Source organism: Phytomonospora sp. NPDC050363 (assembly GCF_040655735.1).
In the GTDB taxonomy this organism is placed as follows: domain Bacteria; phylum Actinomycetota; class Actinomycetes; order Mycobacteriales; family Micromonosporaceae; genus Phytomonospora.
This window is the reverse complement of the sequence record NZ_JBFAKK010000013.1, coordinates 223,173-248,136: the sequence shown is the minus strand read 5'-3', so window position 1 is coordinate 248,136 and position 24,964 is coordinate 223,173. Positions and strand designations below refer to the sequence as shown.

Annotated in this window: 23 protein-coding genes and 2 pseudogenes; 17 read left to right on the top strand and 8 right to left on the bottom strand. The window is 71.1% G+C overall.

Annotated elements, in window-relative coordinates:
- Positions 1-52: 52 nt before the first annotated feature.
- On the bottom strand, positions 53-1,084 hold the full coding sequence (locus tag AB0I28_RS30765; protein WP_357499189.1) for a LacI family DNA-binding transcriptional regulator: 1,032 nt from the start codon (positions 1,082-1,084) through the stop codon (positions 53-55).
- A gap of 237 nt (positions 1,085-1,321) precedes the next feature.
- On the opposite strand from AB0I28_RS30765, the gene AB0I28_RS30760 reads away from it, so the two are divergent.
- The 7 genes from AB0I28_RS30760 (at position 1,322) to AB0I28_RS30730 (ending at position 9,471) form a co-directional block, all read left to right on the top strand.
- On the top strand, positions 1,322-2,650 hold the full coding sequence (locus AB0I28_RS30760) for a Gfo/Idh/MocA family oxidoreductase (RefSeq protein ID WP_357499188.1): 1,329 nt from the start codon (positions 1,322-1,324) through the stop codon (positions 2,648-2,650).
- A 16-nt stretch (positions 2,651-2,666) separates the two neighbouring features.
- Complete coding sequence (uxaC, locus tag AB0I28_RS30755) at positions 2,667-4,088, top strand: glucuronate isomerase (protein WP_357499187.1); 1,422 nt, start codon at positions 2,667-2,669, stop codon at positions 4,086-4,088.
- Between the two features lie 2 nt (positions 4,089-4,090).
- Complete coding sequence (locus tag AB0I28_RS30750) at positions 4,091-5,380, top strand: enolase C-terminal domain-like protein (RefSeq protein WP_357499186.1); 1,290 nt, start codon at positions 4,091-4,093, stop codon at positions 5,378-5,380.
- The gene (locus AB0I28_RS30745; RefSeq protein ID WP_357499185.1) at positions 5,371-6,846 is read left to right on the top strand and encodes a mannitol dehydrogenase family protein; all 1,476 of its coding nucleotides are present in this window, start codon (positions 5,371-5,373) and stop codon (positions 6,844-6,846) included. The genes AB0I28_RS30750 and AB0I28_RS30745 overlap by 10 nt, the downstream gene beginning before the upstream one ends.
- The gene (locus AB0I28_RS30740) at positions 6,843-7,949 is read left to right on the top strand and encodes a Gfo/Idh/MocA family oxidoreductase (protein ID WP_357499184.1); all 1,107 of its coding nucleotides are present in this window, start codon (positions 6,843-6,845) and stop codon (positions 7,947-7,949) included. Before AB0I28_RS30745 ends, AB0I28_RS30740 begins: the two co-directional genes overlap by 4 nt.
- A gap of 11 nt (positions 7,950-7,960) precedes the next feature.
- Entirely contained in the window at positions 7,961-8,284 is a 324-nt protein-coding gene (locus AB0I28_RS30735) for a cupin domain-containing protein (RefSeq protein ID WP_357499183.1), read from the top strand.
- 200 nt (positions 8,285-8,484) lie between these two features.
- The gene (locus tag AB0I28_RS30730; RefSeq protein WP_357499182.1) at positions 8,485-9,471 is read left to right on the top strand and encodes a right-handed parallel beta-helix repeat-containing protein; all 987 of its coding nucleotides are present in this window, start codon (positions 8,485-8,487) and stop codon (positions 9,469-9,471) included.
- 117 nt (positions 9,472-9,588) lie between these two features.
- On the opposite strand, the gene AB0I28_RS30725 is transcribed toward AB0I28_RS30730, so the two are convergent.
- The 3 genes from AB0I28_RS30725 to AB0I28_RS30715 form a co-directional block, all read right to left on the bottom strand.
- Positions 9,589-10,194, bottom strand: a complete 606-nt coding sequence (locus tag AB0I28_RS30725; RefSeq protein WP_357499181.1) for a vitamin K epoxide reductase family protein — start codon at positions 10,192-10,194, stop codon at positions 9,589-9,591.
- Complete coding sequence (locus AB0I28_RS30720; RefSeq protein WP_357499207.1) at positions 10,191-10,838, bottom strand: thioredoxin domain-containing protein; 648 nt, start codon at positions 10,836-10,838, stop codon at positions 10,191-10,193. Before AB0I28_RS30720 ends, AB0I28_RS30725 begins: the two co-directional genes overlap by 4 nt.
- Before the next feature lie 187 nt (positions 10,839-11,025).
- Complete coding sequence (locus AB0I28_RS30715; RefSeq protein WP_357499180.1) at positions 11,026-11,406, bottom strand: hypothetical protein; 381 nt, start codon at positions 11,404-11,406, stop codon at positions 11,026-11,028.
- A 178-nt stretch (positions 11,407-11,584) separates the two neighbouring features.
- Here AB0I28_RS30715 and AB0I28_RS30710 point away from each other — a divergent pair, with 178 nt between their 5' ends.
- The 4 genes and pseudogenes from AB0I28_RS30710 (at position 11,585) to AB0I28_RS30695 (ending at position 12,711) form a co-directional block, all read left to right on the top strand.
- Positions 11,585-11,917, top strand: a complete 333-nt coding sequence (locus tag AB0I28_RS30710; RefSeq protein WP_357499179.1) for a YnfA family protein — start codon at positions 11,585-11,587, stop codon at positions 11,915-11,917.
- An 8-nt stretch (positions 11,918-11,925) separates the two neighbouring features.
- Positions 11,926-12,114 (top strand): annotated as a pseudogene (locus tag AB0I28_RS30705) (metalloregulator ArsR/SmtB family transcription factor); the annotation flags it as partial.
- Between the two features lie 112 nt (positions 12,115-12,226).
- Positions 12,227-12,583: pseudogene (locus AB0I28_RS30700) on the top strand (arsenical-resistance protein); the annotation flags it as partial.
- Positions 12,580-12,711, top strand: a complete 132-nt coding sequence (locus AB0I28_RS30695) for a hypothetical protein (protein ID WP_357499178.1) — start codon at positions 12,580-12,582, stop codon at positions 12,709-12,711. The pseudogene AB0I28_RS30700 and the gene AB0I28_RS30695, both read left to right, overlap by 4 nt.
- A gap of 37 nt (positions 12,712-12,748) precedes the next feature.
- Here the strand turns inward: AB0I28_RS30695 and AB0I28_RS30690 are convergent, their stop codons facing one another.
- Together AB0I28_RS30690 and AB0I28_RS30685 are read right to left on the bottom strand one after the other, a co-directional pair.
- Positions 12,749-13,915, bottom strand: coding sequence for an esterase-like activity of phytase family protein (locus AB0I28_RS30690; protein WP_357499177.1), 1,167 nt, complete (start codon positions 13,913-13,915; stop codon positions 12,749-12,751).
- A 100-nt stretch (positions 13,916-14,015) separates the two neighbouring features.
- Positions 14,016-15,536, bottom strand: a complete 1,521-nt coding sequence (locus tag AB0I28_RS30685; protein WP_357499176.1) for an amidohydrolase family protein — start codon at positions 15,534-15,536, stop codon at positions 14,016-14,018.
- A 182-nt stretch (positions 15,537-15,718) separates the two neighbouring features.
- Here AB0I28_RS30685 and AB0I28_RS30680 point away from each other — a divergent pair, with 182 nt between their 5' ends.
- Entirely contained in the window at positions 15,719-16,786 is a 1,068-nt protein-coding gene (locus AB0I28_RS30680; RefSeq protein ID WP_357499175.1) for an AI-2E family transporter, read from the top strand.
- Positions 16,787-16,900: 114 nt separating this feature from the next.
- Complete coding sequence (locus AB0I28_RS30675; RefSeq protein ID WP_357499174.1) at positions 16,901-17,416, top strand: SUKH-4 family immunity protein; 516 nt, start codon at positions 16,901-16,903, stop codon at positions 17,414-17,416.
- Between the two features lie 12 nt (positions 17,417-17,428).
- Here AB0I28_RS30675 and AB0I28_RS30670 read toward each other — a convergent pair whose 3' ends face one another.
- The gene (locus AB0I28_RS30670; protein ID WP_357499173.1) at positions 17,429-18,016 is read right to left on the bottom strand and encodes a cadmium resistance transporter; all 588 of its coding nucleotides are present in this window, start codon (positions 18,014-18,016) and stop codon (positions 17,429-17,431) included.
- 134 nt (positions 18,017-18,150) lie between these two features.
- On the opposite strand from AB0I28_RS30670, the gene AB0I28_RS30665 reads away from it, so the two are divergent.
- The 3 genes from AB0I28_RS30665 to AB0I28_RS30655 all read left to right on the top strand — a co-directional run bounded on the left by AB0I28_RS30665 (position 18,151) and on the right by AB0I28_RS30655 (position 20,294).
- Positions 18,151-18,768: a GNAT family protein gene (locus tag AB0I28_RS30665; protein ID WP_357499172.1), complete on the top strand. Its 618-nt coding sequence runs from the start codon at positions 18,151-18,153 to the stop codon at positions 18,766-18,768.
- A gap of 10 nt (positions 18,769-18,778) precedes the next feature.
- The gene (locus tag AB0I28_RS30660) at positions 18,779-19,324 is read left to right on the top strand and encodes a DUF1697 domain-containing protein (protein ID WP_357499171.1); all 546 of its coding nucleotides are present in this window, start codon (positions 18,779-18,781) and stop codon (positions 19,322-19,324) included.
- A 100-nt stretch (positions 19,325-19,424) separates the two neighbouring features.
- On the top strand, positions 19,425-20,294 hold the full coding sequence (locus tag AB0I28_RS30655; RefSeq protein ID WP_357499170.1) for an oxidoreductase: 870 nt from the start codon (positions 19,425-19,427) through the stop codon (positions 20,292-20,294).
- Positions 20,295-20,342: 48 nt separating this feature from the next.
- Here AB0I28_RS30655 and AB0I28_RS30650 read toward each other — a convergent pair whose 3' ends face one another.
- Positions 20,343-23,303: a S8 family serine peptidase gene (locus AB0I28_RS30650; protein ID WP_357499169.1), complete on the bottom strand. Its 2,961-nt coding sequence runs from the start codon at positions 23,301-23,303 to the stop codon at positions 20,343-20,345.
- Positions 23,304-23,659: 356 nt separating this feature from the next.
- Between AB0I28_RS30650 and AB0I28_RS30645 the strand changes: the two genes are divergently transcribed.
- Positions 23,660-24,961 (top strand): hypothetical protein, encoded by a 1,302-nt coding sequence (locus AB0I28_RS30645; RefSeq protein WP_357499168.1) that lies wholly within the window; start codon positions 23,660-23,662, stop codon positions 24,959-24,961.
- Positions 24,962-24,964: the final 3 nt, after the last annotated feature.

The following is a 24,964-nucleotide window of genomic DNA, read 5'->3' as shown; positions in this document are numbered from 1 at the left end:
CTCCTTGATCTAGGTCGCTGCCCCACCTAACGGCGGCTCGGCCGCAGCGCCTCTATAGGGCGCTGTCCACGGCCGGGGACGCGGTCGCATGGCCGTGCGGCGGCGTTCCCGGTGGTGGCGCGGTGGAGTCTCGGACGATCAGTTCGGTCTGCAAGGACACTTGGGCGGTGGTGCGGCGATCGTCACCGTGCTGCAGCAGCATGTCGACGGCGGCGCGTCCTGCTGCCGCGGTCGGGGTGGCAACGGTGGTGAGGCGGGGGCGGGTGACGCGGCCGAGGATCGTGTCGTCGACTCCGACGACACTGACGTCCGCGGGCACGCGCTTCCCCAGCCGGTCGAGGCCTTCGATGAGACCGATCGCCATCAGGTCGTTGTAGGTGAGCACGGCGGTGGCTCCGCTGCCGACGATCTGCTCGGCCGCGGCGATGCCGCCGTCCTCGGTGGGGTGGTTGGGGCCGGAGACGGTGAGTCTGGCTCCGGATCGGTCGGCCGCCTGCGTGGCCGCTCGACGCTGTTCGCGGCTGGTCCACGAACCGCGCGGCCCGGTGAGCAGCGCGATGTCGCGGTGGCCGTCGGCGACCAGGTGGTCGATGGCCAGGCCGGCGCCGTGGGCGACGTCCATGGTGACCGAGGGGAGCCCGGGCACGCGGCGGTTGACCAGTACGAGCGGTACCTCGCGGGCGAGCTGCTCGATCGAGGTGTTGTTGAGGCGCGGGCTGCACAGGACGATCCCGTCGACCTGCTTGGACAGCGCCCGGACGAGTTCGGCCTCGACGAGGGGATCCTCGTCGGTCTCGGCGACGAACACGTGGTGGTCGCGCATCCGGGCCTGACTCTCGGCGGCCTTGATGAGCGGCGGAAAGAACGGGTTGGCGATGTCGGCGACGATCAGGCCGATGTTGTGGGTGCGCCCGGTGATGAGGGCCCGGGCGGCCCGGTTGGGGCGGTAGCCGAGTTGCTCGGCGGTGCTGAGGACCTTCGCCCTCGTCTCGGCGTGCACCAGGTGCGGGGCGGAGAACGCGCGGGAGACGGTGGAGATGTGCACTCCCGCGACTCTCGCCACGTCCCTGATCGTCACTGCCACGTCGCCGGCCCGCCTTCTCGTTCGTCTCCTAGAGGAGTGTGCTGTCGGTTCTTCTGCGGCCTATTTATGCAAACGATTGTGAGCTTGTCAACAGCTCGGGTTACCGGGATGTTGCCGATCGACGCGTCATCCACGTAGTTAACAACCCAAAGTGGACGCATTATTTCCGGCTGTTGACTGGATTCGACGCCGCCGCTAACTTTGGCTGCAAACGTTTGCCGTCCAAGCGGAGGCGCAATGAGCACGCCGAAGCCGGCCGGGCAGCGACACCGGTACGCACTCGTGGGCACCGGCGCCCGCGCGGAGATGTTCGTCGGCGCCATCGCCGTCGACCACGCCGAGCGGGCCGAACTCGTCGCACTCGCCGACACCAATCCCGCGCGGCTGGCCGCGCACAACCGCCGTCTCACCGGCCTCGGCGCCGCCCCCGCGGCGCTGTACCCGGCCGAGAAGTTCACCGCGATGCTCGACGAGACCGGCGCCGACACCGTCGTGGTGACCACTGTGGACAGCACGCACGACGAGTACATCCTCGCCGCGCTGGCCGCCGGCCGCGACGTCATCACCGAGAAGCCGATGACCGTCGACGCCGAACGCTGCCGCCGCATCCTCGACGCCGACACCGACGGCCGCGTGCGGGTCGCGTTCAACTACCGCTTCAAACCAGCCCACGAGAAGGTCCGCACGCTGCTGGCCTCGGGGGTGATCGGCGAGATCGGGTCGGTGCACTTCGAGTGGCTGCTCGACGTGCGCCACGGCGCCGACTACTTCCGCCGCTGGCACCGCGACAAGGCCAGCTCCGGCGGGCTGCTGGTGCACAAGTCGGGACACCACTTCGACCTGGTGAACTGGTGGCTGGGCGCGCGGCCCGAGCGGGTCTACGCGCAGGGACGCCTGTTCTTCTACGGGGAGAACGGATCCCGGCACGGCTACGACCGCGGCTACGAGCGCGTGCACGGATCCCCCGAAGCCGCGTCCGACCCCTTCGCCCTGCACCTCGCCGACAATCCCGGCCTCGCCGAGCTCTACCTGGGCGCCGAGGAGCACGACGGGTATCTGCGCGACCGCAACGTCTTCGCTCCCGGAGCGTCCATCGAGGACGACATGTCGGTGCTGGTCGGCTACGACACCGGCGCCTCGATGACCTATCACCTCACGGCCTACGCCCCCTGGGAGGGCTACCGGGTGATGTTCAACGGCAGTGCCGGGCGGCTGGAGCTGGAGGTCGTCGAGAACGACCACGTCGACCCGCGAACCGCCGGCCACGTCAAGGGAGCCGCACTCCACGGAGCCGAGGCCCCCGCCGAGCGCGGCGCGACCCGCCTGACCCTGCATCCGTTCTGGCGGCCACCGGAGAGCGTCGAGCTGCCCTCGTCGCCCGCCGGCGGGCACGGCGGCGCCGACGCGGCGATGACCGCCGTCCTGTTCGGCGGCGCCACCGACCCACTGGACCGCTCGGCGACCTCCCGCGACGGCGCCGCCGCGCTGCTCACCGGCCTGGCCGCCAACGCATCCATCGCCTGCGGCGAGGCCGTGGCCGTCGCCGACCTGCTCGCCCTGACGTGACCTCCGAGGAGCCCGCATGCCCCACCCTGACCTCCTGTTCCCGCCCGACCCGTCCGTCCGCGCCATCGCCCGGGAGCTGTTCGCGCTGACCCGCGACCTGCCCCTGATCAGCCCGCACGGCCACGTCGACCCGGCGATCCTCGCCGACGACACGCCCTTCGGCGACCCGGCGCGGTTGTTCGTCGTGCCCGACCACTACGTGACGAGGATGCTGCTCAGCCAGGGCATCGCGCCGTCCGAGCTGGGCGTGCCGAGCGTCGACGGGACCACCTCGCAGACCGACGGCCGCAAGATCTGGCGGCTGCTCGCCGACAACTGGCATCTGTTCCGCGGCACGCCTTCCCGCCTCTGGCTCGAACAGACCTTCACCGACGTGTTCGGCGTGGAGACGCCCCTGTCGGGCGACACCGCCGACGACGTCTACGACCAGCTCTCGGCGCGTCTGGCCGAACCGGAGTACCGGCCGCGGGCCCTGTTCACCCGTTTCGGGATCGAGACGCTGGCCACCACCGAGTCCCCTTTGGACGACCTGGCCGCGCACGCGCGCCTCGCCGCCGACGGCTGGGGCGGACCCGGCGGGCGGGTCATCACCACCTTCCGGCCCGACGACGTGGTCGACATGGACTGGGACGGCTGGGCCGGACGGGTCGCGCGACTCGGCGAGATCACCGGTGAGGACACCGCGTCCTTCACGGGATACCTCGCCGCGCTGCGCTCGCGCCGGGAGGCCTTCATCGCCGCCGGCGCCACCTCCAGCGATCACGGGCACCCCACGGCGGCGACCGCCGACCTCGGACCGGAGGGCGCCGCGGCGGTCTTCGAGCGGGGCCTGCGCGGGACGGCCACGGCCGCCGACGCCGAGTCCTTCCGCGCGCACATGATCCTCGAGTTCGCCCGCATGTCCATTGAGGACGGCCTGGTCATGCAGCTGCACCCGGGCTCGGTGCGCAACCACAACCGCTGGCTGCACGCCACCCACGGCCGCGACGTCGGCGGCGACATCCCCCAGGCCACCGACTACGTCAAGGGCCTCGAACCGCTGCTGTCCAGGCACGGCAACGATCCCCGCCTGCGCGTGGTCGTCTACACCCTCGACGAGACCACCTTCAGCCGCGAACTGGCGCCCCTCGCCGGCGGCTACGCCGCCCTCTACCTCGGCGCGCCCTGGTGGTTCCTCGACTCCCCCGACGGCCTGCGCCGCTTCCGGGAGGCCGTCACCGACACCGCCGGCTTCGCCAACACCACCGGATTCGTCGACGACACCCGCGCGTTCTGCTCGATCCCCGTCCGCCACAACATCGCCCGCCGGGTCGACGCCGCCTACTGCGCCCGACTGGTCGCCGAGCACCGCCTCGACGCCGACGAGGCCGCCGAGACCGTCGTCGACCTCGCCTACCACCTCCCCCGCCGCATCTTCCGTCTCGACCAGGAGCGCTGAGAGTGACCACCCGCATCATCGCCGTCGACGTGCACGACGTCCGCTTCCCCACCGCCGCGGACGCCGACGGCTCCGACGCCATCAACCGAGGCGACTACTCGGCGACCTACGTCGAACTGCGCACCGAGGCCGGCCCCACCGGCGCCGGCCTGACCTTCACCAACGGGCGCGGCAACGAGCTCACCGTCGGCGCGGTCAAGGCCCTGGCGCACCACGTCGAGGGCCGCACGGTCGAGGAGATCTTCGCCGAACCGGTGACCTTCTGGCGCTCCCTGACCGCCGACCCCCAACTGCGCTGGCTCGGCCCGGAGAAGGGCGTCATCCACATGGCCGCCGGCGCCGTGGTCAACGCCGTGTGGGACCTGCGCGCCCGGCTGGCCGACCGTCCACTGTGGCAGCTGCTGGCCGAGATGAGCGCGGACGAACTGGTCGCCGCTGTCGACTTTCGCCACATCGGCGACGCGATCACCCCCGCCGAGGCGCACGCGATCCTCAGCGAAGGGGAGAAGGGCCTCGACGAGCGCCTCGAACTGCTGCGCACGGAAGGCTTCCCGGCCTACACCACCTCGGTCGGCTGGCTCGGCTACCCCGACGACAAGGTCCGCGCCCTGACCCGCCAAGCGGTCGCCGAGGGCTGGCGAGCGGTGAAGATGAAGGTCGGCGGGCCCATCGAGGACGACGTCCGGCGCGCGGCGATCATCCGCGAGGAGATCGGCCCCGACGCGCTGCTGATGATGGACGCCAACCAGGTCTGGGACGTCGACGAGGCGGTGTCCAACATGGAGCGCCTGGCGCCCTACGACCCGTACTGGATCGAGGAACCCACGCACGCCGACGACGTGCTCGGCCACGCCCGGGTCGCCCGGGCCGTCGCGCCGGTACGCGTCGCCACCGGTGAGGTCGCGGCCAACCGGGTCATCTTCAAGCAGCTGCTACAGGCCTCGGCCATCGGGGTATGCCAGGTCGACGCCTGCCGCGTCGGCGGCGTCAACGAGGTCCTCTCGATCCTGCTGATGGCCGCGAAGTTCGGCGTCCCGGTCTGCCCGCACGCCGGCGGCGTCGGCCTGTGCGAGTACGTGCAGCATCTGGCGATCTTCGACTACCTGCGGGTCGGCCGCTCCCTCGACGGCCGGATGATCGAGTACGTCGACCACCTGCACGAGCACTTCACCGACCCGGTCCGCGTCGAGAACGGCCGCTACCACCTGCCCGAGCAGCCCGGCTACAGCGTCGCGATGCGCCCGGAGTCGGTCGCCCGCTTCGGTTTCCCGGACGGACCGGCATGGCGGTGACACGACTCGGCCGCCAGGCTCTGGCGTCCCTCCCCGATGGCACCGGGCCACTCGTGGCGCCCGGGGACGCCCGGGCCGGGATCGTCCACCTCGGGCTGGGCGCCTTCCACCGCGCCCACCAGGCCGTCTACACCGAGCGGGCGATGGCCGCCGCCGGGGGCGACTGGGGCATCGTGGCGGTCGCGCCGCGCTCACGGTCCCTCGTGGACGCCATCGGCGCGCAGGACGGCCTCTTCACGGTCTCCACGCTGTCCGGCGAAGGCGCGCACACCAAGGTGTGCGGCGCGATCACCGCAACGCGGCACCTGCCGACCGACCCCGCCGGGATCGTCGGCCTCATCGCCGATCCGGCGATCGGCGTGGTCACCTTGACCGTCACCGAGAAGGCCCACCGACTCGACCCGGTCGACGGCTCACTCGTCGCCGACGCCGACCTGCTCGCCGAACTGGCCGGAACCGCCGCCCCGCTGACGATCCCGGGCCTGCTCGCGCGCTCCCTGATCGCCCGGGCCCGCACCCGGGCACCCATCGCCGTGGTCAGCTGCGACAACCTGCCGGGCAACGGTAAAAGGCTGCGCGGGATGGTCTTCCAGGCCTTGGCGCTGTCCAACGCCGACGAGGAGACGATCGGCTGGATCGACGCCAACGTCGCCTTCCCGGCGACCGCCGTCGACCGCATCGTCCCGGCCTCCACGCCGGAGACCTACCGTCGCGTCACCGATTCCCTCGGCGTCGAGGACCTCGGGGCCGTCGACGCCGAGCCCTACATCCAGTGGGTCCTCCAAGACCACTTCCCCGCCGGTCGACCGGACTGGGCCGCCGCCGGAGCCGTCCTCACCGACGACGTCACCCCCTGGGAGGACCTCAAACTGCGGACCCTCAACGGGGTCCACTCCACCCTGGCCTACCTCGGCGCGCTGGCCGGCCGCCGGACGATCGCCGAGACCCTCGCCATGCCGGGGATGGCCGCGCTGATGCGACGGTTCATCGCCGAGGACATCGCGCCGGGCCTGCGGCCGCCGCCCGGTGTGTCCGTGGTGGACTACGGCGAGGAGGTGCTGGAACGCTTCGCCAACCCTGCCATCGCCCACCGCACCCTCCAGATCGCCATGGACGGCAGCCAGAAGCTTCCCCAGCGGATCCTGCGCACCATCACCGAACGCCGGTCCGACGGCGCCCGTCCCGCCTTGGGCGCGCTGTCGGTGGCGGCCTGGATCCGCTTCGCGGCCGGCACCGCCGACGACGGCACCGCGCTCGACCTCGACGATCCCTACGCACCCGCCATCAGGGCGGCCCTGGCATCGGCCAACGGCTCACCGGAGGACGCCGTGGCGGCGGTCTTCGGCCTGCGCCAGGTTTTCCCGCCCGAACTCGCCGACGACGGCGAACTGCGCGACCTGGTCGCCGGCTGGCTCGGCGAGCTGGCCCGTCACGGCGCCGCCGACCTCGTGAAGGGATTGTCATGAGCGTTCCGACGGTGGCCGTCATCGGCGCGGGTGGCCACGGCCTGTGGCACCGCCGCCGGATCGCCGCCCGGGTCGAGTCCGGCCGGGTGCGCCTTGCCGGGCTGTGCGACCTGGCCCCGCTCACCTCCGAGCCGGACGCCCCGATCCCCGAGGGCACACCGGTCTTCACCGACCATCGCGAGCTGCTCGCCGAGACACGTCCCGACATCGTCGTGGTCTGCACGCCGCCGCACACGCACCTGCCGATCGCGGCCGACGCGGTGGCCGCGGGCGCCGACCTCCTGCTGGAGAAGCCCCCGGTCACCTCGCTCGACGAGCACCGCCGGCTCACCGCGCTGCTGGACGAGTCGGGCCGGGCCTGCCAGGTCAACTTCCAGGCCCTCGGCTCACCGGCCCTTCCCCTGCTGCGGGCCGCGATCGGCGACGGCGATCTGGGCGAGGTCCGGTCGATCACGGTCACCGGTTCCTGGCGGCGGCCCGACGAGTACTACCGGCGCTCGGACTGGGCCGGTAAGTCCACGATGGACGGCCGTCGGTCCCTCGACGGCGCGCTGGCCAATCCCTTCGCGCACGCGGTCATGCAGGCACTGGCCGTCGCCGGGGCCGGGATCCCCTCGGGCATCGAGGTCGAGCGCTTCCGGGCACGCGACATCGAGGTCGACGACACCGCCTGCCTGCGCCTGACCTTCCACGACGGACCGGCGATTCTGGTCGCGGTGACCCTGTGCGGCGAGGCGGCCAAGATCGAGGGCGACCTCACCGTCGCCGGCTCGGCGGGCAAGGCGCTCTTCGAGTACCCGACCGACCGGCTGCGCCTTCCGGGAGGCGAGACCGAGACCGTTCCCGGTCGCGTCGACCTGCTCGACGACCTGATCGCGCATCGCGAGCAGGGATCGCCGCTGCTGGCGCCGCTGTCGGCGACCGAGCCGTTCACCGCCGTCATCGAAGCGGTGGCGGCCGCGCCCGTCACTCAGATCCCGGAGGGACACCTCCATCGTGAGGGGCCCTACCTCGTCGTCGACGGCGTCAACTCCGTCATCGAGGCGGCGGGTGCCCGTACCGCACTGTTCAGCGAACTCCCCGCCCCCTGGGCGATCCGTTAAGGAGGAACCACATGCGCAAGTTCACTCTCGCCGACCTGGCCGCGCGCGGCTCCGGGCCGGTCTTCGCGCCCGTCGTGGACGGCCATCTCATCGACCGTGGAGGTGTCAGTTCGTACGGACACGGGGAACGCACTCACCCCGAGGGCTACCACACCCACGATGTTCCCGAAGTGTTCTGCGTGCTCCAGGGCAGCGGGCTGGTCGAGATCGACGGCGAGACGACGCCGTTCGAGGCCGGCGACGTCCTGGTGATCGAGCCGGGCGAGGACCACCACCTGATCAGCCTCGGCGACGTTCCGCTGGTCCACGCCTGGATGCATCTGCGCGAAAACTGACGAGGTCGGTGCAAATCGCACCAGCCGACACTCTACACAAGACGGACATATAGCGGGCAACCGATCCGTTTCGGGATCGGCTCGGCCGGTTCTGTCCGGATTAGTTGCAATAAAACTGCAAATGCCGCGTATTGACATGATTTCGGGACCATTGCAGCCTTGTGTCAAAGGGTTTACACCTTCCGAAAGGGATGATCCCCATGACCACACGACGACGGACGCGACTCCCGGCGTTAATCGGCGCGGCGGTACTGGCCGCCTCCGGCATGCTCTTCCCGCACCAGGCCGGCGCCGAGCCGGCCGAACCGGCCGCGGTGGTCCCGCTGGCGGAGACCAGCCCCACGGGCTGGGCGAGCCAGAACGGCGGGACCACCGGCGGGGCCGGCGGCTCCACGGTCACCGTGTCCACGGCGAGCGCGCTGACCGCCGCCCTCAAGCAGAGCGGCAGGCTCATCATCCGGGTGTCGGGCACCATCAACATCTCCGGCATGAACGACGTGACGAGCAACAAGAGCGTGCTGGGCAACAGTGGAGCCACCATCACCGGCGGCGGCCTCGACGTCGACGGCGCGACCAACGTCATCATCCGCAACATCACCTTCCGCGGATGGGGCGACGACGCCATCAACGTGCAGGACTCGTCGAAGAACATCTGGGTGGACCACAACACCTTCACCGACGGCAATGACGGCGCCGTGGACATCAAGCGCGGCTCCGACTTCGCCACCGTGTCGTGGAACCGGTTCTACGACCACGACAAGACGCTGCTGCTCGGGCACAGTGACGACAACGGCAGCCAGGACATCGGCCACCTGCGCGTGTCGTATCACCACAACTGGTTCGACCAGACGACCCAGCGGCACCCCCGGGTCCGCTTCGGCAACCCGGTGCACGTCTACAACAACTACTACAACGGCAACAGCGGCTACGGTGTCGCGACCACGTGCAACGCGGGCGTCCTCGTCGAGGGCAACTACTTCGAGAACGTCGAGGAGCCCACGCACGTCGGTGAGGGCAGCTCGCCGGACGGCAACCTGGTGTTCCGCAACAACACCTCGGTCAACTCCGGCGCACCCGAGACGCGCGGCAGTGTCGCGTCGATCCCGTACAGCTACACCCTCGACCCCTCCGGCAACGTCAAGTCGATCGTGACGGGCGGCGCCGGCGCGGGCAGGATCAGCGTGTAGGAAGGCGGACCGCGGCTGTTGGGAGCGCGGCGGACCGCACGGACCGGCCCCTCTTCGGAGGGGCCGGTCCCGTGTCGGGCGTCGACGGTAGGGGCGGCCCGAAGACCGCCCCGGCGGTCACAGCAACGTCCGCCAGTACGACCAGAACTCCTCGCCGATCAGCACGATGATCAGCAGGTACCACGCCACCAGCACCGCGCTGTGGAAGCGCGCGACGCCCTCGACGGCCCGTCGCCACGGCCGCGGTACCGGCAGGTCGCCCGAGGTGAGGTTCGCCAGCGTCGTGTACCAGAACACCGGGATCGTCACCGCCCACACGACCATGCAGTACGGGCACAGCGCGCCGATCCGGTACAGGCTCTGGAAGATCAGCCAGTGCACGAAGACCACGCCGAAGGTCGCGCCGACCTGGAGGCCGAGCATGAACCAGCGCGGCAGGCGCGCGCCCGTCAGGAGCACCACGCCGATCGCGGCGACCACCGCGAAACCGGCGACCCCGATGAGCGGGTTGGGGAACCCGAAGGCCTCCGCCTGCGGTGTCTTCATCACCGAACCGCAGGACAGGATCGGGTTGATGCTGCAACTGGGCCGGTAACCGGGGTCCTTCAGCAGCGCGATCTTCTCGACCGTCAGCACGAACGCGGCGACCAGCCCGATCGCGCCGCCGGCCGTCAGCACCCACGCCAGTGCCCGCGTGAGCGGCGCCTGCCGGGCGGCGCTCACGCCAGCGCCTTGTCGATCGACTCCTTCAGCGACTCGTAACCGGGCCGCTCGACCGGCTCGCCGTTGAGGTAGATCGTCGGCGTCCGGTCGACGCCCAGCGAGATGCCGTCGTCCTGGTCCTTCTGCACCCGCGCGGCGGTCGCCGGGTCGGCGAAGGCCGCGTCATAGGCGGCCAGGTCGAGCCCGAGTTCACCGGCGAAGCCGCGGAAGACCCCGTCCTGCGGTTCGCTCTTCTCGCCCCAGGCCGACTGGGTCTCGAACATCTTGCGGTACATCTCGGCGAACTTGCCCTGCGCGGCGGCCGCTTCGACGGCACGCGCGGCCGGCTCACCGTTCTTGTGCCCGGGCAGCGGGAAGTAGCGCACGACGAAGGTGATGCGGCCGTCGTACTCGGCGCGCAACCTCTCCATGTCGGGGTAGAGCGCACCGCAGGACTCGCACTCGAAGTCGAGGAACTCGACGAGGGTGACCTTGCCATCGGCGGCGGTGGACAGCTTGTGCGAGTCGGGGCGCACCAGGCGCTCGTCGGTCGGCGAGGTCGACGCGGCCGTGCTCTCGCCGCTGTTCGACAGGACGACGGTCACACCGATCGCGATGATCGCGGCCGCGATGAGCCCGATCGTCATCTTCAGGTTGGTGCTCATCCCCCGCCGACGCGGTTGCGGTGCGGCGACGGCGGCCTTGGCCGCGGGCGGGCGGGGTCGGGTCTTCTTGCCACCCGCGGGACGGGTGTTCTTCTTCTTTGCCATGGGTCACGCCTGTCTGTGAGCGGGTCGGCTGACGCGCGCCGGTACGCGGACGGAACCGGCGGGGAGGGACGGTCGACCCGGCCTACGTCCGCCAGACGCACAGAACAGCGAGCAGGCGTCCCGTCTCGGCTGCGGGAAGGTGCTCCACGGGCATGGCCACGGCCCGCACCGCGAAGCGGTCGGGACCGGCGGAGGCGTGCGCGTCGCCGTCGGCGAGGTCGGTCCCGCTGAAGGCGGCTCCGACGGCCCGGGCGGAGTGCTCGGGCAGGTCGGGGTGCGGGAGACAGGGCCCGTCGGGGTCGGGCTGCGACACGGCCGTCGAGGCCGGTTCCACGACGGCGTGCGCGGCGGCCTGACCGGCGCAGACGGTGCCGACCAGCACGGCGGCGAGGACTGTGAGCAGCAACACGGCACGGCGCAGCGGCGACCTGGTGGTCGCGGTCCTGGCTGATGCGGGGCTCACAGCGGGCAAGGTTACCGGGCGCGGCGGGCTTGCGGTCGGTGCCGGGTGCGGTGTCGCCGCTGCGCTTCTACGAACGGCGGGCTGCTCGGCGAGCCGCCGCCCTCGCCGGCGGAGGCTCACCGAGGTCGAGGCCCGCGTCACCGGCCTGCCCGCTGCCGCTCGGGTAACGTCCCGGCCCATGACCGTGGCGCGCTCGCTTCTGTTGTTCGTGCTGGCCGCGTTGCTGGAGATCGGCGGCGCCTGGCTGGTGTGGCAGGGCTGGCGGGAGCATCGAGGGCTGTGGTGGATCGCCGGCGGCGTGGTCGCACTGGGCGCCTACGGATTCGTGGCCGCCTTCCAGCCGGACGCGAACTTCGGGCGGATCCTGGCGGCCTACGGGGGCGTGTTCGTCGCCGGGTCGCTGGGCTGGGCGATGGTCGTCGACAAGTTCCGGCCCGACCGCTACGACGTGATCGGCGCCGTGATCTGCCTGATCGGCGTCGCGGTGATCATGTACGCGCCCAGGGGCTGAGCCGGCACTGCGTCTGCGACCTCACCGACGCCTTCACCCTGACCGGCCCGACCATCAGCCACCACCTCAAGGTCCTGCGCGACGCCGGGCTGATCACCAGCCAGCGCCGCGCCAGCTGGGTCTACTACCGCGCGGTGCCCGAAACCATGGAGCGCTTGTCGACCGTCCTCGCCCCGCTCCCGGCGGTGGCCGCGTGACCAGCACCGAACAGACGCCCGACACCGCACCTGTCGTCGCGCGCCTGTCGCGACTGGACCGCTTCCTACCCTTGTGGATCGCCCTGGCGATGGGCATCGGCCTGCTCACCGCCTGCTGTTCACCATCGTCATCCTCTTCGCCCTCCGAGGCGACCAGATCACCTCCCGCCCATGGGACGTCGCCCGCATCTCCCTGCCCCTGCTCGCGTACTTCGCGCTCATGTGGACCGGATCCTTCGCCCTCGGACGCGCCCTCGGCATGACCTACGAACGCACCACGACCCTCGCCTTCACCGCCGCCGGCAACAACTTCGAACTCGCCATCGCCGTCGCCATCGCCACCTTCGGCGTCACCAGCGGACAAGCCCTCGCCGGCGTCGTCGGACCCCTCATCGAAGTCCCCGTCCTCGTAGCCCTCGTCTACGCCGCCCTGTCCCTGCGCCGCCGCTTCGAAGGGAAACCCGCATGACCGCCCCAAACCCCGAAGTCCTCTTCGTCTGCGTCCACAACGCCGGCCGCTCCCAAATGGCCGCCGCCCTCCTCGACCACCACGCCGCCGGCCGCGTCCGCGGGCTCCTCACCGAACTCCTCGCCTGACGGTGGGGCCGCCCGTCGGCGGCCCCACCCGCCGGACTCAGCAGCCCCGGACGGCGAAGGCGTGGAACTCGGCGACCTCGCGCGAGTCGAAGTTGTCGTCGGCGGCGACCACCAGCGTGCACTCACCGGTGCGCAGGCGCGGCCCCCAGGCCATCGCCTCCAGGTTCTGCTGCGGGCGATCGGAGTCGCCGAAGTCGTGTACCAGCCGCTTCGAGACGGCCGTGTAGCCCTCACCGTCGGCGAGGCTGTCGCGGTCGAGCACGTCGGTGGCACCGCGCAGGTCGATCTCGTAGAGCTTCGTGCGGTAGTCGACACCCTCGATCCACGAGCGCTCCAGCACCAGGAAGCGGCCGCCGTCGACGGCGAGGATCTCCGACACACCGCTGTCGGTGATGCCGCCGGGCGGGATCGGCGCGGCCGGGAGCGCGTCGATCTCGTAGGCGTACTGGGCCTTGACCCGGTGGAGGCGGTCCCACACGGTGATGCGCGTGGTGGCGCCCTCGTCGACCGTCGGCAGGGGCCCGTCCTCGTAGCGGGGATCCTCGTTGGCCGCGACGATGCCGGTCGCGGTGAAGGTCAGGGCCTCGATGCCGGTGTTGCGGCGGGTCCCGCTGTCGGTCTCGGTCAGTTTCAGGTTGTCCGGCAGCCGTACCTCGCCGAGGTGCCGCCCGGACTTCGTGGCCCACCGCAGCGACTGCTGCGCCAGCGGCACATCGGGGTGCCCGGCGTCGGGACGGTCGCCTTCCTGCGCCCACAGCAACTGCCTCGACCAGCGGTCGAAGCGGATCGACTCCGGGTCGACCGAGCGCTGCTTCCCGAAGCCGGGGTAGGGCTCGCCGTTCTCATCGAGGAGCGTCTCGACGCCGGTGACCTCGACGCCGCCGAAGTCACCGGTGACCGGGTCGATGTCGAGCCGGCCGGTGTAGAAGCGCGCCGGGTTGTAGCGCCAGCGGTCGTCGGACAGGAAGTACCAGATCCCCGTCAGCGGATCCCGGTCCATGCCGGAGAAGCCGCCCACCACGGTGCCCTCGAACTCCATCTTGTGCGGCAGGGTCTGCAAGCCCAGGTAGCGGGTGATCCGCACCCCGTTCCCGGCGGCCTCCTCCGACGCGGACACCGGCACCGAGTGCGCCCCGGCGCCGATCCCGCTCAGCGCGACCGCGGCCCCGACGGCCAGCGCGGCCTTCTTCCAGCAGTACGTCATGTGCGAATCCCATTTCCGATGAGGACCTCTCGGTCTCGACCGCCGCAATGAGACAACACCGCGCACTTCTTGTCCAGCTTCAAACCATGGTGTCGTGTTTTCAGCCCTTTCGGGCACCACGGAAGCAGCACCCGCCCTTCACCGGCACGGCCCGGTCGACCGCGGCGGCGGCGCGCTCGACGTCGGCGAGGATCAGCGTCCGCTCGCCGGCCGTGATGAGCCGTCCGCGCGTCACGACGGCGTGGATCCGCCGCGTGTTGGCGATGTCAGCGAGCGGATCGGCGTCGAGGACGACGAGGTCGGCGGCCTTGCCCTGCTCGACGGTCCCGAGCAGCCGGTCGAGCCCGAGGAAGCGGGCGGGTTCGACGGTGGCGGCCTGGAGAGCGCGCATCGGGCTGAGGCCGGCCTCGACGAGGTTGGCGAGCTCGTCGTGGACGCCGAAACCCGGGAAGACGTAGGGGACGTCGCCGCCGTCGGTGCCCACCAGGATCGGGACGCCCGCGCGGGACATCGCGCCGGTGAACTCAAGGCGAAAGTCCAGCAGTGCGTGCCATTCGGCCTGTTCGGCGGGTGTGCGCGAGTCGACGAAGAAGGACTGGAAGGCCTGCGCCCAGTAGCCGGTGACAGCGGCGGGGAGGTACTTCAGGCGGGGATCGGCGGTGTCGACCTCGCCGGGCCGGTCCATGACGCGGTTGACCACGAGGGTCGGGACCATGCGGACGCCCCTGCGCACGAGGGTCGCGAAGAGGCGCGCGGCCTTGCGCGGACTGTGGCTGCCGGCGGCCATCCACTCCAGGCGGTGGATGCGGGTGATCCAGCCGAGGAGGTCGCCCCGCTCGCCGCCGCCCTCGGCGATGAGGCGGCGGATCTCGTCCTCCCTGGTCGATGCCGAGTAGGAGGTGGAGTACAGGTGCTCGACGCTGCGCTGCCCCGCTGCGGCGGCGTGGGCGAGCGGGACGGCGTCCGGGCAGTGTCCCGCGAAGCGGATGCCGATGCGGCGCGACTCGTCGGCGACGGCGTCGTAGAGGTCGAGGGGAAGTCCGGAGTAGACCTTGACGAAGTCGGCGCCGGACTTCCTGGCCTTGCGGACGGCCGCGCGGGCTTCGGCGTCGGTGGTGACCACGGTGAGGAATTCGGGGCCGCCGGTGGTCGCCGGGCCGTCGATGATGCGGGAGGCGATCACCGACCGCGGCCCGAGCATGGTGCCGGCATCGACCCGGCCGCGCCATTCGTGCAGGTGCGGCATGCCGAAGAGCTCGCGGACGGTGGTGACGCCGTTGGCGATGTTGAGGCGGGGCGAGATGTCGGCCCACTCGCCGCTGTGCGCGTGGCTGTCGAAGAGGCCGGGGATGACGTACTTGCCCGCGACCTCGACGATCCGCGCTCCTCGCGGCACCGGTGTCCGCTCACGCGGGCCGAGCGCGACGATGCGGTCGCCGCGCACCACGAGGGTCTGGTCGGTCTTCGGCAGGGCGCCGGTGCCGTCGACGACGGTGGCGCCGATGAAGGCGATCGCCGCCGTGTCGGCGGCGACGGCGGGCCGCGCGGTGGAAACGCCGAGGGCCGCGCCGCCGGCGATGGCGGCGCTGCGCAGGACGGTGCGTCGGGATAGTGGGGTCACGGTCGCTCCTGGCACTTGGGGTTGCTCTCCTGGTCGAGTCTGGTTTCCCGAAGGGCCCGCCGCGCCGTGCTGGAGGCGGATCCTCGGCCTACCGCGCCGGGCGCAGCGGGCTCGGGACTGCTCCCGGGGGCGTAGGAGCCCGTTCGCCCCGCCCATCCCCCGAAACCGGGCATAGTGGACTCATGCCGGGCATCGCACCTACCCCCACCGGCCGCGTCGACCGCGGTCTGGTCGCCGCCGCCGCGCTGGTGGTGATCATCGCCGGTCTCAAGGCCGCCGCGGGGCTCGTCGCGCCGGTGGCGCTGGCACTCGTGCTGGTCGTCGCGCTGAGTCCGGTGCAGTCCTTCCTGGTCCGGCACGGCTGGCCGCGATGGCTCGGCTCACTGGTGCTGCTGCTGGTCGTCTACGGGTTGCTGCTCGCCTTCGCGGGGATTCTGCTGGTCTCCATCGGGCAGCTGTCCGGACTCGTTCCGCACTACGCCGCCGAGGCCACGGCGATGATCTCCGAGGTCACCGGGTGGCTGGCGAAGCACGGCGTCGACAGCGCGCAGGTGCGCTCGGCGCTCTCCCAGTTCGACCCAAGCCGCCTCGTCGGCCTGCTGACCTCGCTGGCGGGTTCGGCGCTGTCCCTGCTGTCGAACCTGCTGTTCATCCTCGCGCTGCTGCTGTTCATGGGCCTCGACGCCGCCGGCTACCCGACCCGTCTCGAACGGATCGCGGCGCAGCGTCCGGCGCTGGTGTCGGCGCTGCGCCGTTTCGCCGGCGGCACCCGCAAGTACCTCGTCGTCACGACGGTGTTCGGCCTGGCCGTCGCGATCCTCGACGGGGTGGCGCTGTGGGCGCTGGCGGTCCCGCTGCCGCTGCTGTGGGCGCTGCTGTCGTTCATCACCAACTACGTCCCCAACGTGGGGTTCATCCTCGGTCTCATCCCGCCGGCGCTGCTCGGGCTCCTCGACAGCGGTGTGAGCACGATGCTGTGGGTCATCGCGGTCTACTGCGGTCTCAACTTCGTGCTCCAGTCGCTGATCCAGCCGAAGATCACCGGCAACAGCGTCGGCCTCTCGGTGACCCTGACCTTCCTGGCCCTGGTGTTCTGGTCGTGGGTGATCGGCGGGCTCGGCGCGATCCTCGCGGTCCCGCTGACCCTGCTGGCCAAGGCACTGCTGGTCGACACGGCCCCGAACACTCGGTGGGCGAACCACCTGCTGTCGTCGCGGCCGCTGTCGAAGGACGACAAGACCGCGGCGTGATCGGCGGGGTGCCGTGCGCATGATCGGCGATTAGGATCCGAGTACCCGGGCCTCGACCTCGGCCGAGGCTCCGCAGCGCGCACATCGGCGCCGACCCGACCTAAGGAGCCGACGATGCCCACCGCCGCCGAGTACGGCGCGGCCTGGGGCCGTGGGAACACCGTGCCCTATCCGCGCGCGGCCTGGATGAAGGGCTTCTCGGCGCCGTCTTCCTCTTACCCCGCGATCGACTTCATCCCCGTCGACGTGCCGGCGGTGTTCACGTCCCGTGTGGACGGCGAGCTCGGGCTCTACGACCGGGTCGACGTCCAGATCGCCGGGGACCGGCCGCTGCGTTTCGTGATCGTCGGCGCGGTGCCCCGCTCGCCGGAGACGTGGTTCGTCCTCGACACCGTCTCGGGCGCCGTCTCGGTGATCGACGTCGACGCCGCGTCACTGGAGGCCGTCAACACCGGCTTCGCGCGCTTCCTCGACTTCCTCTACCACTTCGGCCTCTTCGCCCGCACCGACGGCGGCGACCACGCCGGGCTGCGCCGGACGCTGGAGGCCCTCGACCCGGGCGCCTTCGCCGACGCCGGGTCGTGGTGGCCGGCGGTGTTCGCCCGGCTCGGCGACTCCCCGGCCGGCTGAGCGTCGTCGGACTCAGAACCCGAAGGCGCCGCCGTCGACCAGGATCACCGCACCGATGCCGATGAGCGCGACGGGCAGCACCACGTGCCCCCAGCGGCTCAGAGCCCTGGCGACGACGGGCCGCGTGGCCAGGAAGCGCCCCGCCGCGCACCACACGGCGACCAGCACCAGGAAAACCGCCGCGAACACGACCATGCGGGCCGTGCCCGCGTTGGCGAAGACCGGCACGTAGACGCCGATGTTGTCGCCGCCGTTGGCGAAGGTGACGCCCGCGACCGCGAGCAGCCCCGGCGCCTTGACGACCGGATCGCCGCCCTCGCCGCCGGTCCGTTCCCTCCACGCCGTCCAGGCCGCCTTGAGGCCGAGCGCCAGCGGCAGCAGGCCGAGATAGCCGACGGCGGCCTCGGGGAGGAAGGTCGCGCCGAAGGCCGCGGCGACCGCCACGGCGAGGATCCCGGCGAACCCGACGTACTGCCCCGCCACGATCCGCGCCGCCGAGCCCGGCACGCCGGAGCCCCGGGCGAAGAAGAGCGCGAGGAGGACGATGTCGTCGATGTTGGTGACCGCGAACAGGCCGATCGCCTGGCCGATGGTGTCCATGACCGCTCCTTCCCGCCCGCCGCGACTGTAGGCGAGCCTTGGGGCGTACGGCATCCGGGACCCGAGGCCCGCCGGTCCTCCGCGATCACGGCGGCATGCCATGATCACGGCCTCAAGCCCGTGAGGAGAACACCATGAGCCGCCCGATCGACGTCCCCGTGCTGCACGGCGAGCACGTGCGGTTGGAGCCGCTGTCGACGGCCCACACCGCCGACCTGGCGAGCGTCGTCGACGAGGACCGCGGCTCCTTCGGGTTCACCGTCGTGCCCTCCGGCGCCGAGGTCGCCGACTACCTGGCCGACCAGTTCTCCCGCCCCGGCCTGACGCCGTTCGCGCAGGTCCGGGTCGCCGACGGCGTGGCCGTCGGGTGCACCGGCTACTGGGACCCGCGGACCTGGCCGGGCCGCGACGATCTGCGCGCCATCGAGATCGGCTGGACCTGGCTGGCCGCCTCGGCGCAGGGCACCAAGATCAACGCCGAGGCGAAGATGCTGCTGTTCGCCCACGCCTTCGAAGTCCTCGGGGTCACCCGCGTCGACCTCAAGACCGACGCCCGCAACCTGCGCTCCCGCCGTGCGATCGAACGCCTCGGCGCGACCTTCGAGGGCGTCCTGCGCAGCTGGTCGCCCTCGCGCGCGCCCGGCGAGGAGGACCGCATGCGCGACTCGGCGATGTTCTCGGTCATCGCCGACGAGTGGCCCTCGGTCAAGGCCGGCATCGAAGCGCGCCTCTACGGCACCGGCGACGTGTGAGAGTGGTGTCATGACGACTTACGCGGCGCTCCTGCGCGGGATCAACGTGGGCGGCAACAAGAAGGTCCCCATGGCCGAACTGCGCGAGGTCCTCGGCGGCCTCGGATACGGCGACGTGCGGACCTACCTCAACAGCGGCAACGCGGTCTTCACCGCCGCCGGGGAGGACACCGCGAAACTCACCGAGGAAGTGGAGAAGGCGCTCGCCGGGCACTTCGGCTTCACCGTCGACTGCCTCGTGATCGACGGGCCGTACCTGCGCCGGGTCGTCGAGGAGTGCCCCTTCCCCGCCGACGAGCTGGAGGGCAAGCAGCTCCACGTGACCTTCATGTCGGAAGAGCCGTCCGCCGATGCCTTCGGCGCCGTCGACGCCGGGGCCTTCGCGCCCGAGGACTTCCGGCTCGGCGAGAAGGCGGTGTACCTGTACGCGCCCGAGGGACTGGGGAAGTCGAAACTGGGCGTCGAGCTCGCCCGCCCCCGGCTGGTCAAGGGGATGCGCGCGACGAGCCGCAACTGGAACACGGTCAAGGCCTTGCTGAAGCTGACCGAGGGCTGAGACGAGCAACCCTCATATCCTTAGATTAACCCGGCCGTTTTCGCCGCGCATCCGGGTCGCCCACCATGTCCCACCAGGTGATTCGCATAGCGTTTCGCCCATGACGACTCCAGCCTCGGCCGCCGGCCGCTTCCTCATCGGTGGCGAACTCGACGTCGCCCGCATCGGTTACGGCTCCATGAAGCTCACGGGCTGGCCCGAAGGCGACCCCCGCCCCGACCGCGAGACGGCCCACCAGGTCCTCCGCGACGCCGTCGCGCTCGGCGTCGACCACATCGACACCAGCTTCTACTACAACCACGACGGGTTCCGCGCCACCGACCTCATCCGCGAGGCCCTGCACCCCTACCCCGAGAACCTGGTGATCGTCACCAAGGTCGGGCCGATCATGACCGGCGCCGAGGACGACCCGCGCGAGGGCCTGAGCCCCGAGAACCTGCGCACGGCCGTCGAGTGGAACCTCGAGTCGCTCGGCCGGCAGCGCCTCGACCTGGTGAACCTCCGCGTCGACGGCGTCAACCCCCTCCCCGACAACAGCCTGCGCGGCCCCCTCGAAAGCCTGCTCGCGCTCAAGGACGAGGGCCTCATCGGCCACATCGGCATCTCCAACGTGCGGATGGACCGCTTCGAGGAGGCCCGGCGCTTCGCGCCCATCGCCGCCGTCCAGAACCTCTACAACCTCGCCCGGCGCGAGACCAGCGACCCCATCATCGACATCTGCGAGGCCGAGGGCATCGCCTTCGTCCCGTTCTTCCCCGTCAGCAAGCTCGACGAGGAGACCACCGCGAAGGTCGCCGCCATCGCCGAACGGCACGGCGCCTCCCCCGCGCAGGTCGCGCTGGCGTGGCTGCTGCGCCGCTCGCCGTCGATCCTGCTGATCCCCGGCACGAGCTCGCCGAAGCACCTGGCGGAGAACGTCGCGGCCGGCGCGATCGAGCTGTCGGACGAGGACGTCAAGGCCCTGGGCTAGACCGAGAGACGGCCCGCGCCGAGTGGCGCGGGCCGTCTCCGTCGCGGCCTACTTGAGCCCGTATGCGCCGATCATGGTCTGCTCGGACGAGTTGCCCTCGGCGTCCACAGTGGTCATCCGCGTCGAGACGCTCCGGGCCCCCGCCGGGTGGCGCAGCGTCGCGATCCCGGTCTCGCCGGCGCGCGTCACCGGCACCGGCTTCCAGGTCTCGCCCTCGTCGTAGGACACCTCGAAGGTCAGCTTCTCCGTCGGGGCCTGTTCGGCGAGCTGGTGCTCGATCGACAGCGACACGACCTGGGGCACCTTCGCCGGGGCGTAGCCGTCCGTGACGCCACTGGCGTTGAGGCGCACCAGGTTGACGTCGGCGTCGTTCCAGACGTCCGGGGCGAAGCCGTCGGTGAACGTGAGCTCCACCGTGGACCGCTTGCCGATCGTGGTCCACGAAACGTCCCGGACGGCGTCCACGGTCAAGACGAACTCACCGGTGGCTCTGTCGGGAATGGGGAAGAGGTCCTGCCGGAACGGCGCGTCGAGAACCCGCTCACCGTTGACGTCGAGGGTCACCCGGGCGTCGTCGCGCAGGAAGGACAGCACACCGGTCTTCGGGTCCGGGCCCCCGAAGGGATTGAGCTGGAGCCACATCTCTCCGTTGAATCGGCTCACCGAGGTCTCGAAGGGGTCCAGCACGGCACTGGCCGGCGCCTGGTTCCAGCGCATCGACCGCTTCTCACCCGGTCTCGTCTCGAAGAAGCGGGTGAAGCTCTCGCTCCGGTAGGACTCGTCATAAAGGCCGGTGTACGACTCCCACGCCCCGGGCGTGTAGTAGATCCGGATCGGCGTGCCGACCGTGCCGGTGGGCCCGTCGCCGACCGAGGAGCCCAGGTCGGGGAAGTGGCCGATCATCCCCAGTTGCGCCGAGGCGCCGGCCGTCCCGTGGCCCTCGACCTGGTGGTCGATCCGGGCCAGGCCGGCGAGGGGGAAGATCACCTCGGCGGTACCGGGCAGCCCGCGCAGAACGTGCGTGGTGAGGTAGGCGACGCCGTCCTTCTCGAAGTTCTGCACCAGGTAGAGGTCCGCCGCGACGCCGGCGACTCCCGGCAGCGTCCGCAGCGTCGACCACCAGCTCGCACCGAAGGACACGCCCGAGCCCGGCTCGCCGGTGCGCCCGACGACCGAGATCGCCTCCATCAGTCCGGCCGTCTCGCCGTCGACGCCGGTGATGTCGGTGCGGACCTCGCCGGCCGCGCGCACGTCGATCGGAACCGAGGTGGCGGTGCGGATGTCCGCCGCGAAGTCGGCGATGGTGGCGACCAGTTCGGCGGAGTGGGCGCCGGCGGCCAGGCCCGGTCCCGGGTCGAAGGAGACCGACACCGCCGACGTGCCGTGCGCGGGAACCGTCACGGTGGCCGGGCTGACGGTGAACGCGTCCACCGGCGAACCGTCCGGACCGGTGCCCGCGATGCTCACGTCCAGCGTGACGTCGGTGTCGCCGTCGTTGGTGTAGGTGACGGTGCGGACGGCCGTCTCCTGGTCGTGCGGGAAGGCGTGGCGCCCGAAACTCAGCGAACCGGCGGCGCGGACGTCCTGTGCGACCGCCCGCCCGACGTCGAGCCGCCCGGCGCCCTCCTCGAAGGGATCGAGGGCGTCGAGGCCCGTGGCGCCGCTCATCACGGCGGCCTTGAGTTCGGCGGCGGTCCAGTCGGGACGCGCCTGCTTGAGAAGGGCCACCGCGCCGGTCACGTGCGGTGTGGCCATCGAGGTCCCGCTGTAGGCGACGTACGCGGCGCCGTCACCGCCAGGTGTTCCGGCGGCCTGGGCGGCGGTGATCTCCGTCCCCGGAGCGACGATGTCGGGCTTGAGCGAGCCGTCGAAGGCGGGGCCCTGGCTGGAGAAGCCCGAGAGCTCGTCGGTCTTCGTCACGCTCCCGACGGTGAACGCCGAGGGCGCCACGCCGGGGCTGTCCACCGATCCGGGGTCCCCGTTGTTTCCGGCGGCCACGACGAAGAGGGTCCCGGTGGTGTCCGTGAGGGTCTCCAGCGCGGCGACCACCAGGTCGTCCTCACTCGGCGGGCCGCCGAGGCTCATGTTCACCACGTCCGCGCCGCTCGCCGCGGCCCACTCCATGCCGGCGATCATGGCGCTCTCCTCGCACCACTGGTCACCGCAGACCTTGCCGATGATGAGATCGGCGCCCGGCGCCACACCCTTGTACCGGCCGTCGGAGGCGGCGCCGGTACCGGCCACAGTGGATGCGACGTGGGTTCCGTGGCCGACGTTGTCGACGGCTTCCGGCGAGGTGCCGCTGAAGTCCACGGCGTCCTTCACGCGGCCCGCGAGGTCGGGATGCGTGGGATCCCAGCCGGTGTCGAGGACCGCGGCGGTGACGCCGGTGCCGTCGTAACCGGCGGCCCATGCCTCGGGAGCGCCGACCCGCGCAACGCTCTGGTCGAGCACCGGCTTCGCGCGGCCGTCGAGCCTCAGCCTCGTCACGCCGGTGGCGCGCGCCTTCGCGTCGGTCAGACCCGCCCAGAGCTCGGGGAGCCCGTCAAGGTCCACTATGGACGCGGTCGCGTCGATGCTCTCCAGGACCACGCCGTCCGCGGCGAAGGTGCTCATCGTGCTCGCGCCGCCGGAGATGATCAGCGGAAGCCCGGCGGTGTCGGCGAACCCGTCGCGCACCAGCGCGGAGACGTTGAACAGCCGCGAATCCAGTCGGCCGTCCTTCAGGGCGGCCTCCGCGTCGACCGGGACGACGTACCTGTCACCGCCGATCGTGCGGACGTTGTGGCCGATGTGCTCGCGCCCCTTGGCCTTGAGGAAGGTCAGGTGCCCGTCCGGGCCGACGCGCACCCGGTCGCCCGTCACGAGTGTGACGAGATGCGTCCCTCCGTCCCTCAGCGGCGTCACGATGCCGAGGGGCGAGTCGGCCGCCGGGTCCGCGACGGCCTGTGCCGGTGCGAGTCCCAGGGCCAGGGCGGCGGTCACGGTCCCCGCCAGTGCCAGTCTCATGCTTCTGCGTCTCACGTCGAGCGACTCCCCGGCTTCCGGAGCGCCCGGCCGGGTCGGCCGAGTGTCCTGAGTGGACCGCTCCGGACGGAGCGGCACTCTCCAGTACGACTCGAGGAAGCCGCGGGGTTCAGTGAATGCGGCACTTTCTGAGCCCGTTCGCACAGCGCGGTCCCGATGATCACCGTCCGACCAGGACGGTGACACTGTACGACCGGTGCCGCACACCCCGTCGCCGGAGCGCACATTCCCTCGCATAGGCCGGTTTCGCGCCTCGCCCGGCTCTGCCATGATCTCCGCGGCCCACCCCCGCCGCGCCTCTGGCGGCGGGATCCCCTCATGCCATCCGGAGGTACCCCATGCCCACGAACGAACCCCGCCGCACGGGGCGGCTCAGTCGCCGCTCCCTTGCGCTCGGCGCCCTCGGCGCCGGTGCCGCCGCCACCGTCGCCGCCGCACCGGCCCCCGCGGCCGCCGCCGAGACCCTCGCCGACACCTGGGAGGTGGTGACGGAGGGCTTCAACGACGCGGCCGTCCAGGCCGCCATGCAGCGGGTCCTCGCCTCCCGCAGCGGCAACGCGTTGCGCGCCAAGCTCATCCTGCCGCCGGGCAACTACTCGCTGACCAAGCCGCTGCTGACCTACGACGCGAACTTCCCGACCGCCTACCTCGAAGGACTCTCCATCGAGGGCATGGGCATCCGCAGCACCAACATCAACTGGAACGACACCGGCACCGTGCCGTTCATCACCGCGTCGAAGCCCCGTCTGCGCTTCTTCCACATGCGCGGCTTCACCGCCTCGTCGACGAACATCAAGAACGAGTTCGCCTACCTGGTCTCCGACACCAGCGGCGGCTACAACCAGGGCTGGGTCATCCAGGACGTCGAGTTCGGCGGGTCGTGGCTGCGGGTGTTCGGCCTCGACGGCGGCGCGTCGGCCAACCTGAACTCCGAGTTCGTCCTCGAACGCGTCTTCACGACCGTCTCCTCGCAGTTCGGTGACGCCTTCTTCCGCTGCGGCGGCGTGCGCCTGGGCGACCACAACCAGCAGAACCAGTTCCTGAACTACTGGATCAAGGACTGCTGCCTGACCCTCACGAAGGGCACGGTGTTCGTGTTCCCGCGCGGCGGGAGCATCCGGGTCCAGAACGGCTCGTGGAGCGCCGCCAGCGCCACCGAGGGCCCGATCACCTGGTTCAGCATGCCGGCGGCCAACAGCAACAACCACGCCGCCATGCAGCTGACGGTCCGCGACGTGAAGTTCGAGCCGAAGGCGCCCAACCACCGCATCATCGACTGCGCGTGGAGCGGCGGCTCGGTGCTGTTCGACAACTGCAACGACCACGGATCCGCCCAGCACTCCGCCAGCAAGGCCTACAACCTGCACCGCTACGTCGGCGCGAACCCGTGGGGCTTCGGCGGCTGCATGCCCAGCGTCCGCTACCAGCAGTGCCAGCTCACCGGGTACCACCAGTACGAGGGTGCCGCGGTCAAGCGCGGTGGAATCGTTTACGACGGCTCGTACTTCTACCGGGGTGACAGCGGCAACGCCGCCAACGCCACCACCGGTACCGACGCGGCCCTGCGCTGGACCTCCGGCGCGGCCCGCTACCGCTTCGCCGACTGCTACAACGTCACCAACGAGACCAACTGGGCCTGACCG

What these genes read in the sequence shown, in the direction of transcription:
- AB0I28_RS30740 (WP_357499184.1), top strand. Translation starts at nt 6,843, where the DNA reads ATGAGCGTTCCGACGGTGGCCGTCATCGGCGCGGGTGGCCACGGCCTG.
- AB0I28_RS30745 (WP_357499185.1), top strand. Translation starts at nt 5,371, where the DNA reads ATGGCGGTGACACGACTCGGCCGCCAGGCTCTGGCGTCCCTCCCCGAT.
- uxaC (WP_357499187.1), top strand. Translation starts at nt 2,667, where the DNA reads ATGCCCCACCCTGACCTCCTGTTCCCGCCCGACCCGTCCGTCCGCGCC.
- AB0I28_RS30690 (WP_357499177.1), bottom strand. Translation starts at nt 13,915, where the DNA reads ATGACGTACTGCTGGAAGAAGGCCGCGCTGGCCGTCGGGGCCGCGGTC.
- AB0I28_RS30675 (WP_357499174.1), top strand. Translation starts at nt 16,901, where the DNA reads ATGCCCACCGCCGCCGAGTACGGCGCGGCCTGGGGCCGTGGGAACACC.
- AB0I28_RS30670 (WP_357499173.1), bottom strand. Translation starts at nt 18,016, where the DNA reads ATGGACACCATCGGCCAGGCGATCGGCCTGTTCGCGGTCACCAACATC.
- AB0I28_RS30720 (WP_357499207.1), bottom strand. Translation starts at nt 10,838, where the DNA reads ATGAGCACCAACCTGAAGATGACGATCGGGCTCATCGCGGCCGCGATC.
- AB0I28_RS30660 (WP_357499171.1), top strand. Translation starts at nt 18,779, where the DNA reads ATGACGACTTACGCGGCGCTCCTGCGCGGGATCAACGTGGGCGGCAAC.
- AB0I28_RS30735 (WP_357499183.1), top strand. Translation starts at nt 7,961, where the DNA reads ATGCGCAAGTTCACTCTCGCCGACCTGGCCGCGCGCGGCTCCGGGCCG.
- AB0I28_RS30730 (WP_357499182.1), top strand. Translation starts at nt 8,485, where the DNA reads ATGACCACACGACGACGGACGCGACTCCCGGCGTTAATCGGCGCGGCG.
- AB0I28_RS30665 (WP_357499172.1), top strand. Translation starts at nt 18,151, where the DNA reads ATGAGCCGCCCGATCGACGTCCCCGTGCTGCACGGCGAGCACGTGCGG.
- AB0I28_RS30710 (WP_357499179.1), top strand. Translation starts at nt 11,585, where the DNA reads ATGACCGTGGCGCGCTCGCTTCTGTTGTTCGTGCTGGCCGCGTTGCTG.
- AB0I28_RS30650 (WP_357499169.1), bottom strand. Translation starts at nt 23,303, where the DNA reads ATGAGACTGGCACTGGCGGGGACCGTGACCGCCGCCCTGGCCCTGGGA.
- AB0I28_RS30645 (WP_357499168.1), top strand. Translation starts at nt 23,660, where the DNA reads ATGCCCACGAACGAACCCCGCCGCACGGGGCGGCTCAGTCGCCGCTCC.
- AB0I28_RS30655 (WP_357499170.1), top strand. Translation starts at nt 19,425, where the DNA reads ATGACGACTCCAGCCTCGGCCGCCGGCCGCTTCCTCATCGGTGGCGAA.
- AB0I28_RS30680 (WP_357499175.1), top strand. Translation starts at nt 15,719, where the DNA reads ATGCCGGGCATCGCACCTACCCCCACCGGCCGCGTCGACCGCGGTCTG.
- AB0I28_RS30760 (WP_357499188.1), top strand. Translation starts at nt 1,322, where the DNA reads ATGAGCACGCCGAAGCCGGCCGGGCAGCGACACCGGTACGCACTCGTG.
- AB0I28_RS30695 (WP_357499178.1), top strand. Translation starts at nt 12,580, where the DNA reads ATGACCGCCCCAAACCCCGAAGTCCTCTTCGTCTGCGTCCACAACGCC.